This window comes from Streptomyces sp. NBC_01622, assembly GCF_045209635.1.
Lineage (GTDB): Bacteria > Actinomycetota > Actinomycetes > Streptomycetales > Streptomycetaceae > Streptomyces.
This window is the reverse complement of sequence record NZ_CP109293.1, coordinates 5,503,161-5,517,041: the sequence shown is the minus strand read 5'-3', so window position 1 is coordinate 5,517,041 and position 13,881 is coordinate 5,503,161. Positions and strand designations below refer to the sequence as shown.

12 protein-coding genes and 2 pseudogenes are annotated in these 13,881 nt (G+C 68.3%); 9 read left to right on the top strand and 5 right to left on the bottom strand.

What is annotated here, in order from left to right:
• Positions 1-121: 121 nt before the first annotated feature.
• Positions 122-514 (top strand): annotated as a pseudogene (gene tcmP, locus OH768_RS25240) (three-Cys-motif partner protein TcmP); the annotation flags it as partial.
• 321 nt (positions 515-835) lie between these two features.
• On the opposite strand, the gene OH768_RS25235 reads toward tcmP, so the two are convergent.
• The 3 genes and pseudogenes from OH768_RS25235 to OH768_RS25225 form a co-directional block, all read right to left on the bottom strand.
• Positions 836-1,408 carry a GNAT family N-acetyltransferase gene (locus tag OH768_RS25235; protein WP_406465433.1) on the bottom strand — a complete coding sequence of 191 codons (573 nt, stop codon included), beginning with the start codon at positions 1,406-1,408 and terminating at the stop codon, positions 836-838.
• Between the two features lie 125 nt (positions 1,409-1,533).
• Positions 1,534-1,965, bottom strand: a complete 432-nt coding sequence (locus OH768_RS25230) for a hypothetical protein (RefSeq protein ID WP_406457190.1) — start codon at positions 1,963-1,965, stop codon at positions 1,534-1,536.
• Positions 1,962-2,378 (bottom strand): annotated as a pseudogene (locus OH768_RS25225) (IS5/IS1182 family transposase); the annotation flags it as partial. The pseudogene OH768_RS25225 and the gene OH768_RS25230, both read right to left, overlap by 4 nt.
• A 119-nt stretch (positions 2,379-2,497) precedes the next feature.
• Here OH768_RS25225 and OH768_RS25220 point away from each other — a divergent pair.
• Entirely contained in the window at positions 2,498-2,695 is a 198-nt protein-coding gene (locus tag OH768_RS25220; protein WP_406465833.1) for a hypothetical protein, read from the top strand.
• 164 nt (positions 2,696-2,859) lie between these two features.
• A complete protein-coding gene (locus OH768_RS25215; protein ID WP_406457188.1) occupies positions 2,860-3,432 on the top strand; it encodes a YceI family protein in 573 nt (190 codons plus the stop codon).
• Between the two features lie 277 nt (positions 3,433-3,709).
• On the opposite strand, the gene OH768_RS25210 is transcribed toward OH768_RS25215, so the two are convergent.
• Together OH768_RS25210 and OH768_RS25205 are read right to left on the bottom strand one after the other, a co-directional pair.
• Positions 3,710-4,159, bottom strand: a complete 450-nt coding sequence (locus tag OH768_RS25210; protein WP_406457186.1) for a nuclear transport factor 2 family protein — start codon at positions 4,157-4,159, stop codon at positions 3,710-3,712.
• The gene (locus tag OH768_RS25205) at positions 4,156-5,010 is read right to left on the bottom strand and encodes an NmrA family NAD(P)-binding protein (protein WP_406457184.1); all 855 of its coding nucleotides are present in this window, start codon (positions 5,008-5,010) and stop codon (positions 4,156-4,158) included. The genes OH768_RS25210 and OH768_RS25205 overlap by 4 nt, the downstream gene beginning before the upstream one ends.
• A 112-nt stretch (positions 5,011-5,122) precedes the next feature.
• On the opposite strand from OH768_RS25205, the gene OH768_RS25200 reads away from it, so the two are divergent.
• From OH768_RS25200 to OH768_RS25175, 6 genes are all read left to right on the top strand, one after another.
• Positions 5,123-6,067: a cupin domain-containing protein gene (locus OH768_RS25200; RefSeq protein ID WP_406457182.1), complete on the top strand. Its 945-nt coding sequence runs from the start codon at positions 5,123-5,125 to the stop codon at positions 6,065-6,067.
• An 84-nt stretch (positions 6,068-6,151) separates the two neighbouring features.
• On the top strand, positions 6,152-6,310 hold the full coding sequence (locus OH768_RS25195; protein ID WP_406457180.1) for a hypothetical protein: 159 nt from the start codon (positions 6,152-6,154) through the stop codon (positions 6,308-6,310).
• A gap of 755 nt (positions 6,311-7,065) precedes the next feature.
• Entirely contained in the window at positions 7,066-8,157 is a 1,092-nt protein-coding gene (locus OH768_RS25190) for an MsnO8 family LLM class oxidoreductase (RefSeq protein ID WP_406457178.1), read from the top strand.
• A 73-nt stretch (positions 8,158-8,230) separates the two neighbouring features.
• On the top strand, positions 8,231-9,112 hold the full coding sequence (locus tag OH768_RS25185) for a BTAD domain-containing putative transcriptional regulator (protein WP_406465431.1): 882 nt from the start codon (positions 8,231-8,233) through the stop codon (positions 9,110-9,112).
• 681 nt (positions 9,113-9,793) lie between these two features.
• Positions 9,794-12,532 (top strand): class III lanthionine synthetase LanKC, encoded by a 2,739-nt coding sequence (gene lanKC / locus OH768_RS25180; protein ID WP_406457176.1) that lies wholly within the window; start codon positions 9,794-9,796, stop codon positions 12,530-12,532.
• Entirely contained in the window at positions 12,529-13,785 is a 1,257-nt protein-coding gene (locus tag OH768_RS25175; RefSeq protein ID WP_406457174.1) for an MFS transporter, read from the top strand. Before lanKC ends, OH768_RS25175 begins: the two co-directional genes overlap by 4 nt.
• The last annotated feature ends 96 nt before the right edge of the window (positions 13,786-13,881 follow it).

Below are 13,881 nucleotides of genomic sequence, written 5' to 3'. Positions count from 1 at the left end.
GGATAGCTGTTGGACGCTCGCCCATCGCGATGTCGAGCACGGGGACGCCGAGCTGCCGGCCCCGTGCCGGTGCATGGAGTCGATCCCTATGAGGACTTTGGCGACACAACCCTGTTGACCCATGCGATCGACGCCCAGGGGTGCGGCGGCCGCACCGTGGGGGCGAAGGCCCATGCCGGGCTGGGCGAGCGATGCCGGAGGCATAACGGCTGGATCCATGCCTGAGGCACTTTGGTGGACGCACGCTGAGTCATCGGACAATCACAGCATTGGCCAGAGCTGGCTACCCGGGGGGAGGCGCATGGGCGTGCTGTGGAAGCTGGAGCCGGCGACTGCGGTCAAGCATCGGCTGTACCAGCGCTACTTGGACGCCTGGTGGCCGATCCTGCTCCAGACATCCCAGCGCACCGGCTACTCCCGGCCCCGGGTCACTCTCCTGGACGCCTTCGCGGGCCCCGGTCGCTACCAGGACGGCGAGCCTGGATCCCCGGTGTTCATACTCGACCGCCTGCTGCGGCACGAGTTGCGGAAGCAGGAGATACAGGACCTCATTCGACATGCCCCAGCATCTTGCCGTGCAGGCATCAGGTCACGCTCCCTGCCCGAGCGATCACCGGCTACGAAAATCTCGTGTGAGCCGCGAACTGCACCCATCGGACTTCGCCCTCGATGCGGATCCATGATCAGGATCCTGCCTCTCCGTGGGCGGGCAGGATCCGGCGGAGCCGTCAGAGGGCGGGATGTGAGCCTTTGTCCGGTTCGCCGTTCAGTTTGGATGAGGCGCAGTGATCAGTGGTTCGGGGCGTGGTCGATACCAGGTGCCGGGCGATGGGACTCAGCGGGCGGAAGCCGGCTCGGACGACGGCCGCCACTCCCGCCTGATCAGCCCGTAGACCCACGAGTCGGAGACCTCGCCGTTGACGACGCAGTCTTCTCGCAAGGTCCCTTCACGCAGGAAGCCGAGCTTCTCCAGCACGCGGGCAGATGCCACGTTGCGCGTATCGGCCTCAGCCTGGACGCGATTCAGGTTCAGTGTGTCGAATGCCCACCGCAGCAAAGCGCGCGCGGCCTCGGTCGCATAACCGTGGCCCCACGCTGCATCGTCGAAGCAGTAGCCCAGCGACGCGCTGCGGAAGTCTGGATTCCACCTGTTCAGGGTGCACCAGCCGATGAACGCCCCGTCGGAGACACGATCCACGGCCAGCCGCGTCCCGGTGCCTTCCTTTTCCATCTCTCGGCAACGGGTGATGAACTTCTCGGCGCGCGCGCGTTCGGTCCACGGTGGACCGTCCCAGTAGCGCAGCACGTAGGCGTTGCTCTGCAGCGCGAACAGGTCGTTCGCGTCCGCGTCTTCGAAGGCACGCAGTCGAAGGCGAGAGGTCTGCAACGAGGGGGTGGGCAGCGACATACTCATGTTTCATCCCGTGATCGGTGGCCGATCAATCAGACAACCGATGCGGGTCACTCGCAACGGGTTTCCTCGGCGGGCCGGCGGAACGACGTGAGTGGGCCGGTGGTGGGTTTGCCGGGCGGTTACGGTCGCGGCCTGGTGAACAGTCCCTGCTCGGTCTCATCGAGGATTCCGCGCCCGGTCAGGCGCTTCAGTTTGATGCGGACGTTGTCGATGTTGTTCGGCAGGAGGTCCAGGTCCATCGCCTCGCACACGTTCCTCGCCCGTAGCGGAGCGTCGGCTTCGGCGAACACGACCATGATCTGCTGGTAGGCGGGGCCGTCCGGCAGGGCCGGAGTCGGTGTGGCCGGTGCCGAGGGCGTTTCGGCGGGCAGTTCCAGGAGCGTCTTGCGGGTGATCGTGATGTGCTCGGCGGCCTGGGCGAGTCCGTCCAGCAGCGCGGTCAGCTGCGCGATCTGCTCGTGAGCGGCCTCCGCTTCCACAGCGATCTGCCGCTCGCGGACCTCCAGACGTGCCGGCAGGGCACCGAGGGTCTGCTGTGGGTCGCCGCTCACGCGCCGCGCCAGGACGGGGTGGAGGTGCCGGTCAGTCGACGGGTCATCACATCGCTTGTCGCCCAGTACACCCGGGACTCGGAACTGGCCGGGCGGTATTCGTAGTCGCGGACCAGCCTGCGGTGCAGCATCAAGATCCCGTTGGTCTGCTCGACCCTCCAGCGGATCGGCCGCGGGACGAAGTCGTGGTCGGCCGGGTTGCGCTCGACGACCTCCACCGCGATGCCCAGGCCGGCGCCGTGGTCGACCACGGTCTTCTAGAACCCCTGGTCCACCAGCGCCTTGGTCACCGTGGAGGTCCCCGCGGCGACCTTGTCCAGCAACGCGGTACCGAAGGCGTTGTCGTGCACGGAAGCGGCCAGCACCACCACGGCGATCACCAGGCCCAGCACGTCAACGGCCAGCCCCCGCTGAGGGACTGCAGCAGTTCGCCACCACCACCTACCCCTTCCTGGGAAAGCTCGACGCCCAGCAGTTCGCCCGGCTGCTCTCCACTGGGGAGATCGCCATTGCCGCCGCGTTGCTCCTGCCGGTGGTCCCTGCCGCTGTCGCCGGGGCTGCGCTGACCGCATTCTCCGCCGGCACGCTCGGTCTGTACCTGCGCACGCCGGGCATGCGCCGAGAAGGCAGCCTCCGGCCCACCGAGCAGGGCATCCCGCTGGCCAAGGATGTCTGGATGCTGGGCATCGGCATCTCCCTCATCATCGAGGGCGTGACCGAGCACCGGTGACCTGCGTCCACTGCTTGGCACTGCGCGCTCCGGCAACTTGGCCGGTCGTCCCGGCCTGAGAGAAGCCGTGACCCCGCGTCACGCAGCGCTCGTCGCCCACCGCAGCCCCGTGGCCCTCTGTCGTCCTATGCTGACTGAAGGGGGCAGTACGCCCGGGAGCCTTCATGGCCATGACCAGATGGTTCTTCGAGCCCGGCCATACGGGCGCGGAGTTCCGTGCCAGGCACATGATGGTCACCTACGTGCGCGGGCAGTTCAAGAACGTGCACGGCTTGCTGGAGGTCGATCCCGACGAACCGGAGAAGGCCCGCGTCGAGGCGACGGTCGACGCGACCCAGGTGTACACCGGTCAGCCCCAGCGCGACGCCCACCTGCGCAGTGCCGATTTCTTCGATATCGAGCACCACCCGACGTGGACGTTCGTTGGGTCGCGCGTTCATCAGCTGAGCGCAACCGAGTTCGAGATCACCGGAGACCTCACAGTACGCGGCGTAACGCGTCCCGTGACTTTCGAGGTCACATATTTGGGACAGTGGGATACACCCTGGTGGGAGGACGGTCGGGACCTCGGCCCCAGGCGACGCGCCGGTTTCGCCGCCACGACGCGCATCAACCGCCATGACTTCGGGGTGAGTTGGAACGACGTGGTCAACCGGGGCGGCGTGGTCGTCAGTGCCATGGTCGATGTCGTGGTCGACGTCGAGGCTGTCCTGGAGGCCGGCGAAGCAGACGCCTGAACAGCCCCGGGGTTGGGCAGAGATCACTCCGCCAGGCCCCTTGGTCGGCCGCTGGCGGTGGCGACCGTGTTGCCCGCCTGTGCGCCGAGAAAGAGGGGGAGCCCTTGGTGGCGCGGCCAGGACCACCGGGCGGACCATGGGCCACCGTCTCTTCTCGGGCCGGTAGGCGGCGGCCCGTGTCTCCTCAAGATGCCGCTGATCCCGCCGGGGCTCTCATGCTCGGCCACCAGGGTTCCTCGGCGAGAGCGTCGAGATCGGAGTCGCCGCGAGTCGACCGTTACGGTGCAGGCCATCCGATCGCGTTGAAGATGGCGACGGGGTCCAGGTAGTCCCGCCAGTGCGTGACTTTGCGGTCCTTGATGGTGATCACTGAGACGAAGTGGTTGTCGTAGGCGCGCCTGGTCCGGACCGCCTGCCCGTGCACCGCGTACTCCAGCACGATCACCGACGCCTCATGATCCCGGTGAACGGCCAGTTCGTCCGCGCTCCGCAGGACCATGGTGCTGCCGTAGCCGCGGTAGAGCTCGGCCACGGCCCGGCGTCCCTCGACCCGTCGCGGGTATCCGGGAACGGAGATCACGTAGTCGAAGACGACGTCTTCGGCCAGGAGATCGAAGAAGTGCCGTCCGTCAACGAAGCCTGCCAGTCCTTCCTCGATGATGCGGAAGAAGGGGTCCAGCGCCGTGAAGTCGTCGAAGTTGCCGAAGTCTGCGATGGGCGTGGTCACTTGGACGCCTGGAGGGTCCATGCGGCAGCATTCCGCCGGGCGAAGTCCCGGAAGGTGACCGGCGGCCTGCCGGTGACCTTCTCGATGTCGTCATTGGGCCGGGAACCGTTGCCGGAGATGATGGTCCCCGTCAGCCAGCGGAGCATCACGGCGTAATCGGCGGGTACGGCGCCGGCCGCGATCGCACCGCCGATCCATGCCTCGGGGTCGATGTCGTGGTGGGTGACGGGTCGGCCGATCACGTCGGCGATGATGCCGGCGACCTCGCCGACCGTGAGCGCCTGAGGGCCGGTCGGCGCGTACTGCGCGCCGGCATGGGCGTCAGGGGCTACCAGCGTCTCGACCGCGACCGCCGCGATGTCCGCGGCATCGACGAAGGCTTCCGCGCCGCCGCCGGTCGGTACGGTGGTGGCGCCTTCGATGACCGGCGTGTGGTCGTCAATGAAGTTCTGCATGACCCATGCGGGACGCAGGACGGAGTGCGTGAAGGCTCCTCGGCGCGCGAGGTCGAGTTCGACGGCCCGGATGTCGACCTCCGGTGGTGCCTGGTCGCTGCCGTGGGCGCTGAGGTACGTGACGTGCCGCACCCCGGCTCCCGCGGCACGATCGAGGAAGTCGGACACCGGGCCGGCGTACGTGACCCGCATGACGGGCGTGACGAGGTAGACGCGGTCGACGCCCTCCAGGGCACGGGCATGGGTAGTCGGGTCGTCCCAGTCGAACCGCACGTCGGCGCCGCGACGCGAGGCGGTACGCGCATGCAGACCCCGCTCGATGAGTTTGCGCGCCACCAGCGATCCGGTTCGTCCGGTACCGCCGAGGACAAGTGTCGTCTGCTGTGAATCGGTCATGACTCCACGGTGAGACCACTTGTCGAGCGAATCAATGCGTGATCCGCTCATTTCTTTGTTTCAAACGCTCGCACAATTGACCAACATGATTGTTTTGCTTAATACTTGGCGCATGGATCTGCTGGAGGACCACCTCGCGAGAGCGCGCGCCTCGGGCGCTGTTTTCGCTCGAACGGTGGCCACGCCTCCCTGGGGGTTGCGGCTGGGGGGCTCTATCCAGCTCGCGGTGCACGCTGTCGTACGGGGGCGGGGGTGGCTGTGGTTCGACGACGTCTCCCAGAGCCCGATGGAGCTCTCGCCGGGCGACGTGACGCTTGTCCGCGGGGGCCCCGATCACTACATCGGCCATGAGCCCGGCGCCGACTGCCTCGAACCGGAGGAGTTCCGGGCGCATCACGGGCGCGACGGCCTCTCGGACGACCCACAGGCCACGGTGTTCCTGTGTGGCGCCTACCGGTTTTCGGGGGACATCGGCAGCGGCCTGCTCGATGCGCTGCCCCAGGTGCTGCCCCTCTCGGCGGCGGTCGGCGATCCGCTGCGCGATGTGATCGGCCTGCTGTCCCGCGAGCTGGCTTCCCCTGAGCCAGGTCAGCCCACGGTGCTGGACCGGCTCCTCGACATCCTTCTGGTTCTTGCCATCCGTACCAGTTTCCGTCAGAGCACCACCGCACCTCGCTGGTACCGGGCGTCGGCGGATCCCCGGCTCAACGCGGCGTTGCAAGCCATACACGAGGATGCCGGGCACCCATGGTCGGTCCCCGAGCTCGCCGAGATCAGCGGACTGTCCCGGGCGGCCTTCGCACGAACCTTCAAAGACGCGCTCGGCCAGACCCCGATGCAATACCTGACGGACTGGCGAATGACCCTGGCCCGCGACTGCCTGCGCAACGGCGAGCTGGGCCTGGCGAAAATCGCCGACGTGACCGGCTACGGCTCTCCCTACGCGTTCGCCGCAGCCTTCCGCCGCCATCACGGAGACCCACCCGGAGCATGGCGGCAACGGGAGTTGACCCGCACCAGCAGTCCAGCAGCCGACGACCGCATCCACCCCCGCTAACGCCCGCACGCCCAACAGAACTACGAACTCCTGGCCTGACGGGCGAGCTCACTTCAGAAGAGCCGCACCCAAATGAGTTCACCCATGTCCGCCTCGCCCAGCAACACGCTGGAGCGCTCCGGCTCCTTCAACACCCGCGCCGATGAGCCCGGGACGCCGTTGCACGCCTACGACGCCGGCCTGCTCCTGACCGCCTGTCCCGCCCCGGATGACCTGTCCCGGATGACCTGTCCCGTGCGCTGATCGACGCGCTGTGCCTGACGATCCGATACGACGGCAGGACCGGCGAGGCCACGTGCGGGATCGTCCTCGCTCCCGATGTCACGGGCAAAGAGCTGCGCCACGTCACGGAGAGTAAAAGACACGCGGTCCGGTTCGAAGCTGCTCCGGTGGCTTGCCGACTTGCAGGGTCCGCTGAGCGGAACATGGCGTGACAGGCAGCTTCTGGCACACCACGCTGCTCATATGCCAATCGCCCTCGCATCGCCTTGGCCTGCTGTCATTCCGCCGGACGGGCCGATTCACCGTACTCCTGGGAGCAGCGGGGGGATCCGATGGGCAACCAAGCGATCCTTGCCACCTGGCACCTTCGCTGTGACCGACTGGCCTCCGCCGGGGCGCGCACATCGGCACCAGCTCTGCTGCGGTTGGGTCGCGGGCGTGGCCGACGTGACGTTGATGGCGCAGAACAGCCAGTACAAACATCGGGGTGGAACCAACCGGTGGGCGGCGGCTGTTACGAGCTGATCACCCGTCGCAGCGGTAGATGCTGGCTGTCGCCGGCTTAGGGCCCTCGGCCATGACATGACGCTTGTTCCTGCTGCCTGAAATGCGCGGTGACGTTTTTCGCGCGTCCTCGGTGCTCACTGCGGCATGCCCCGGTGCAAGGGGATGTCCGTTCGGGCATTGAGTGCGTGATCTCGCGCTCCGGGCGTCCATTGAGCCTGTGGCATACAGATCCATCGGCCAAACAACATGACTCGAGCCGGAGGCTCACGATGGAAATATCATCCCAGCGATCCGACACCGCGGTGGTCGATGGCTGTCCTCGCCTGTCGATCCTCGAAGGCACGCCCATCCAGGCCGACCTGTCCGCTTACGCCGCCATCCAGCAGACCATCGAGGTCGCGATGGCGGCAGACGAGTCCGGCTACTACCGGTTATGGGTGACCGAACATCATGGCAGCCGGACGACCGCCAGCAGCGCGCCGGCTGTTCTCATCGCCGCTGTCGCCGCTCACACGACGAATGTGCGCGTGGGTTCGGGCGGTGTGATGTTGTCCAATCATCCGCCGCTCGTGGTGGCCGAACAGTTCAGCACCCTGGAAGCGCTCTACCCGGGCCGGATCGACCTCGGCATCGGCGGCGCCTCAGGCGCGGCTGGTTCAGTCACCGTGTACGAAGAGGCGCTGGGCCGCACGCCCCGTTCTGTGAGCGACTATCCGCGGCACATCGATGACCTGGTCGGCTTTGTGTCGGGGACCTTCCCTGCGGGACACCGCTACGCGGACATTGCCGTCTCGCCGCGGGTCGGCGCTGTGCCGATCTTCGTCCTCGGAAGCGGTGAGAAGGGCGCCACGCTCGCGGCCGAACGCGGCCTGCCCTTTGCGTTCGCCCATCATCTCGGTCTGGCGGCTCCTGAGCCGGTGCTGCGTCGGTACCGGGCGTCGTTCGTGCCGTCGGCGGCCCGCGCCGAGCCGTACGCCATGCTGTCCGTCGCTGTGGTGTGCGCGTCGACCGACACCGGGGCCGATGACATCGTGTTTGATCTCGCCCTGACGGAGGTGCGTCGCCGACAGGCCCTGGATCACGGCGCAGCGCCTTCTGGGCAACGGCGACCGGATCAACCGGTGACCTCACGTGAGAGGGATCTCGTACGGATGTTGCTGGCCACATCCTCGATGGTGACAGGCAGTCCGTCGACTGTGGCGGATCGGCTGATCGAGCTGGCGGACCGGACCGGCGTGGACGAGCTCATGGTGGTCCCGCTCGAACAGGACGGCCAGGGGCGAATCCGTACGGTGCGTATGCTCGCCGAGGGATACCGCCGAGCGGCCCGCCCCCTGCAAGCCGCCCCGGCCCCACGGTGAAACGCTGCAGATCGGCAGGGTCGGCAAGTGCAGCCGCCTGGCCGGGCAGGCGATGGGACCGCCCGTGAACGCGATGGACATGGCACTGCACGGGTCTGTGAAATTCGGCGTCCTCGGTCCGGTCGGCATCAGCGTCGCAGGTCACCCGTTGCCGTTACCGGCGGCGAAGATGCGATGTCTGACGGCGGCTCTGGCGTTGTGCCACGGACGGGTACTGTCGGCCGCCCGGCTCACCGAGGCGCTGTGGAACAACGACCCGCCGGTCAGCGCGCAGAAGAATCTGCACCAGTACGTGCACCGGTTGCGCGGTCTGCTGGCCGACCACGGACTGGGGGACCGGCTGGTCCGGCGGCCGGCGGGGTACCTCCTGCGGATGCAGCCAGGCGAACTGGACCTGGACCGCTTCGAATCACTGACCGCCGTCGGCCGACACGCCCGTGACCAGGGTGATCTCCCGTTCGCGGCCAGGTCGTTGGCCGAGGCGCTGGCGGTGTGGCGTGACGACGCGCTGGCCGATGTGCGCTCCTCACTGGTGCTCGACGAGGCCGCGCAGGCACTGGCGGAGCAGCGCCTGTCCGTGGTCGAGGAACGGATAGCCGTCGATCTGCGACTGGGTCGGTACGCCGCGCTGGTGCCCGAACTCGCGACGCTGGCGGCGGCGCATCCGCTGCGGGAACGGTTGCGCGAGTTCCAGATGCTCGCGCTCTACGCGTCGGGGCGGAAAGCCGACGCGCTGGCCGTCTACCAGGACTGCCGTCTGGCCCTCGCACGGGATCTGGGCATCGGTCCCGGTCCGGCGCTGGGCGAGTTGCTGTCGGCCGTACTGGCCGACGACGCCGCCGCACTCGCGTCACGGCTCTCGCCGCGAACCGAACGACCACGAGATGCAATCCGGCCGTCACAGCGACGAGGCCGCCGATCGCAGCCGCGCCTCATGGGCCGGTCCCGCCCCTGAACCAGGGGTCCTGCCTTCTGCGGTGGGCACGCGCGGCCGGGCAACCAGCGCTGATCCGTGCTGGTTGCCCGGCTGTGTCCTGCTTCGTGCTAAAAGTCGCAGCTGTCCATTTCGCAGGAACTGATGCTCAAGCTGATGAGCCGCTCCGTCGGCTCCGACTCCGCCGGGATTCGCTGCAGGTTGAGGACGGCAGACATGGTGTTCTCCTTTCGCGGGCGCCGGCTCGGTGCCGGCGGGTCATCGCACGATCCCGCCCGCCGGTTCAGTGCGGGTACATCGCCGGTACATCGGCAACGGTCCGGCCGGCCGGCGGCACACGGTCCCGCCCCGATGTACCTCGGATGTACCCGCCATGAACCCGTGGGCCCCACGGTCGTGAGTACGTGCCGGCCGGAGGGGTCGGCGCCTGCGAAGGGAGAACGCCATGTCCGCGATCCTCAACCTGCAGCGAATCCCGGCGGAGTCGGAGCCGACGGAGCGCCTCATCAGCTGGAGCATCAGTTCCTGCGACAGCAACAGCTGCGCCTGACAGATCAGCGCGCCTCCGTCGGGCCGCCGTCGTCCTGGACGACGGCGGCCCACCACCGTGGCCGACCCGGCGGCGAGGACCGTCGTCTGCCGGCCACGCACGTTGTCGTCGGCCGTGCGGTGTGCGCGGGCCAGGCCGGAAAGGACGCCGAGATGTACGCACGGGAAACGATGAACATCTACTGCCAGCAGGATGACCGCTGGTTCGAACCGGTCGGCCGGCACACGCCGGGAGCCGGGCATCTGAGCCTCTACCGGGCCTTGATGCCCGATACCTGGACGCTGCGACGACGTGGTCTGTGGTTCATCGCGGAGCCGCCGGGGTCGAGGCTGCCCGGCCAGGGGTGGAAGCTGCACGTGTCCGCACGCGCCGGTGACGGCGCCGCGGCGTTGCGCGCCGCACTGCCGGTGCTGCGTGACCGCGATGCCCACTTCAAGTTCCTGGTCGATCCGTGGTCGCTGGCACTCACCAACGGCAAGCTGTGGCCGCGGGGGTCCAGCGGCAAGTTCATCACCGTCTATCCGGCGGACAACGAGGAGTTCCTCGCGGTCGCCCGGGAGCTGACCACGGCGCTGGCCGACCTGACCGGACCGTACATCCTCAGCGACCGGCGCTGCCCCGGTTCGACGTCGGTCCACTACCGGTACGGCGGGTTCACCGGACAACCGAAGCTGCGTGCCGACGGCGTGCCGGACCTGATGATCACGGCTCCGGACGGCAGTCCGCATCCCGACGTCCGAAACCCGTACTGGTCGGCGGCGCCTTGGATCGCCGTCGATCCGTTCGGTCTTGACGCGCAGCGGGATCTGCCGGACGACAGCGGCGCCGAAGGAGGGCTCGCCGGGGGCCGGTTCGAGATCGAGTCGGCGATGACCTTCACCAACCGCGGCGGGGTCTACCGGGCGCTGGACACCAGGACCGGCCGGACCGTCGTGATCAAGGAGGCCCGGCCGCACGTCGGCCTCGGCATCGGGCGGGGCGGGCATATCGACGTCACCGATCTGCTGGAAAAGGAGCACCGCCTGCTGGCAGCGCTCTCCGACGTCGAGCAGTTCGTCAACGTGGTCACGCTGTTCCGCGCGTGGGAACACCTCTTCCTGGTCGAGGAGTACGTCGAGGGCAGGCACCTCGGCCAGGTCTCGATCAGTGCGAACCCGTTGTACACCGGTGTGCTGACGGGCGAGGCGTTCGCCGCGTACCACAGCCGGATGCGTGAGCTGTTCGGGCAGGTGGCCACCGCGATCGCCGCGGCGCACAGCCGGGGGATCGTGCTCGCGGACCTGTCCTTCATGAACGTGATGGTCGACGACCATGACCGCGTCCGGGTCATCGACCTCGAAGGCGCTGTGCAGGAGGGCATTGACCCGTCACCGGGCCTCTACACGCCCGGCTACTCCAGCCGCCGGGCGAACGAGTCGGCGCCGGCTGCAGCCGACGACTACGCGGCGCTCGGTGCGATGATGTTCGGTTCGGTGATGCTCAACAACTCCATGGTCGGCTTCCACCCGCCGGCGCTGCCACGCTTCCTCGCCGAGTTCAAGCGTGACCTCGCACTTCCCGATGACCTGATCGCGCTGATCAGCGACCTGACCTCCGGAACGCCGCCGGAGCCGGACACGATCGGCAAGCGCATCGCCGAACTGTCGGTGGCCGACCCGGCCGCCTGGCCGCAGGTACTGCCGTTGGGCAGGCCGGCGTCCGAACAGCTCGTCGGGGAACGGGCCGACCGGTTGCACGCCCGGATCGCGGACACCGTCACCGGCGTGACCGGGTACTTCCGCCGCACCGCGTCACCGCAGCGCGAGGACCGGCTGTTCCCTGCGGACCTGAGCGCGTACGAGACCAACCCCTACGGGGTCGCCTTCGGCGCCGCCGGGGTGCTGCGCGCCATGCATCGGCTGTCCGGCGAGGTGCCGCAGGAACTGGTGGCGTGGCTGCTGCGCGGCGGCGCCGCGGCCGGAGACCTGACGCCCGGCCTGTACCTCGGCACAGCCGGCATCGCCTGGTCACTCGAAGAACTGGGCCATCAGGAGGCGGGCGCGGCGATGCTGCACCGCGCCGCCGAGCATCCGCTGCTGTGGGAGCGCGCCGATGTGATGCACGGCTGCGCCGGGTACGGGTTGGCCGCACTCCGGTTCTGGCAGACCACCGGCGAGCAGCGGTTCCTTGACGTGGCGGCCCGCGTCGGCGCTCATCTCGCCACCACCGCGCGGCGCCACGACGCAGGGGTTTCCTGGCCGGAGCCGGACGGCCGGACTCCTATCGGATACGCCTACGGCGCGAGCGGCGTCGCGCTGTTCCTGCTCTACCTGCACCATGCCACCGGAGATCCGGACGCGTTGCGGCTGGGCCGCCGGGCGCTTGACTTCGACCTCTCGCAGGCGCGGACCGTCGGGCTGGGCCTGACGTCCTTCCCCTCGTACGTGGACGACACGGCGGAGGTGCTTCGTACGTACTGGGACCATGGCACCGCGGGGGTCATGACCACCCTGGTGCGCTACGTCGCCACCACCGGAGACGAGGGCCTGGCTGCGTGGACGGACCGCCTGATCCCCGACCTCACCCGCAAGTACGCGGTCATGCCGCAGATGTTCCACGGCCTGTCCGGCATTGGGAACGCGATGCTCGACGCCGCTGAGTTCAGCGGCCGCGACGAACTGTTCGCGGAGGCCTCACGTCTCGCTGAGGGCGTGCTGCTGTTCGCCGTGGAGCGGGACGAGGGCGTGGCCTTCCCCGGGGAACAGGCGATGCGGGAGACATGCGACTTCGCCACCGGTTCCTCTGGTGTCGCCCTGTTTCTCGACCGGGTCCTGCGAGCCGGGCCGGGGCGCCGTACCAATTTCAACTTTGTTGTCGATGAGTTGCTGCCGAGTGGCGGGGAGAGGAAGTGACAGCCGCCGCCGAGACCACGGCCCAGGTGTCGGCCGCCCGCGCGCTCGGCCACAACCGTGACTTCCGTCTGCTGTGGATCGGACAGGCCACCTCGGAACTGGGCTCGTCGATCTCCATGCTGGCGCTGCCCATGCTCGTACTGGTCCTGTCCGGGTCCGCAGCGCTGGCCGGGCTGCTGGGCACCGTGGCCTTCCTGGCGGCGTGGCTGGGACAGCTGCCCGGCGGTTACATCGCCGACATGTTCGACCGGCGCAGGGTGATGCTGCTTTGTGACCTCGGGCGAGCCGTCCTGACCGGACTGGCCGTGGTGGCGGTGGTGACATCGACCGCGCCCGCGACGGTACTACTGGTCGTGGTCGGCGTGTCCATGTTCCTGTGGATGGCGTTCGCGGCGGCGCAGACGCAGGCGATACGCATGATCGTGCCCGCCGAGCAGATTCCCGAGGCGGTCGGTGTCAACCAGGCCCGCGGCTATGCGGTCGACATGGTCGGGCCTTTGCTGGCAGGGTGGCTGTTCACCATCGACCACGCGGCGCCACTTGTTGTCGACGCGGTGACCTTCGTGGTCTCGCTTGTGTGCGTGTGGCTTCTGCGGACCGCGCTCAAGGCTGAGAGCCGGCCGACCATGCGTCGGCTGCTGCCAGACGTGGGCCGCGGCTGGTCGGTGCTGTGGCGGCATCCGTTCCTCCGGGCCATGACGGTCTACGCGATGGTGACCAACTTCGCGGTGTCCATGCTGCTGTTCGTACTCATCCTGGGCAGTGCTGGTGGAGTCCTCGTCGGCGCGGGTATCAGCGTGGCAGCGGCTGCAGGCCTGCTCGGGTCGCTTTTGGCACCACAGGTGTCCCGCCGGGTGCCGATGCGACCGTTGCTTGTGACGGCCGCGCTTTTGCGGGCCGGCAGCATGGTGCTGGCCGCCACCCTCGGCAGCGGAACGGCGCTCGTGGCGGTACTGGCAGGTGTCCTGCTGCTCGGCCCGATGGTGGGCGCGGCACTGACCAGCGCCCAGATGCTCTTGGTACCCGGCGATGTCCTCGGCCGGGTCAGGGGGGCGTCAGGCTTTCTCTCCAGCGCCCTGCAGCCGCTTGCGCCCCTGGCTGCGGGCTTTCTCGTGCAGTACCTGGACCGGACGGCTGCACAGTTCGTACTCGTCGGCGCGTTTGTCGCGGTTGCTGTCGTCGCGGCAGTCATGCCGGGGTTCAGCCGGCGCACGATGTCGGAACTGCCGACCGCTCGTGCGCGACCATCCTGAAGCGCCTCCAGTGACAGCCTGTCCGTCGCCGCGCTGCGCCACCAGGTCACCCACCACCTCAAGCACGAGGGGGTCTGATCGGGTGACCCGCACCAG

Excerpts from the sequence above, each read along its gene's own strand:
- OH768_RS25200 (WP_406457182.1), top strand. The coding sequence starts at position 5,123 with ATGGATCTGCTGGAGGACCACCTCGCGAGAGCGCGCGCCTCGGGCGCT.
- OH768_RS25185 (WP_406465431.1), top strand. The coding sequence starts at position 8,231 with ATGGACATGGCACTGCACGGGTCTGTGAAATTCGGCGTCCTCGGTCCG.
- OH768_RS25215 (WP_406457188.1), top strand. The coding sequence starts at position 2,860 with ATGGCCATGACCAGATGGTTCTTCGAGCCCGGCCATACGGGCGCGGAG.
- OH768_RS25235 (WP_406465433.1), bottom strand. The coding sequence starts at position 1,408 with ATGTCGCTGCCCACCCCCTCGTTGCAGACCTCTCGCCTTCGACTGCGT.
- OH768_RS25205 (WP_406457184.1), bottom strand. The coding sequence starts at position 5,010 with ATGACCGATTCACAGCAGACGACACTTGTCCTCGGCGGTACCGGACGA.
- OH768_RS25190 (WP_406457178.1), top strand. The coding sequence starts at position 7,066 with ATGGAAATATCATCCCAGCGATCCGACACCGCGGTGGTCGATGGCTGT.
- lanKC (WP_406457176.1), top strand. The coding sequence starts at position 9,794 with ATGTACGCACGGGAAACGATGAACATCTACTGCCAGCAGGATGACCGC.
- OH768_RS25195 (WP_406457180.1), top strand. The coding sequence starts at position 6,152 with ATGTCCGCCTCGCCCAGCAACACGCTGGAGCGCTCCGGCTCCTTCAAC.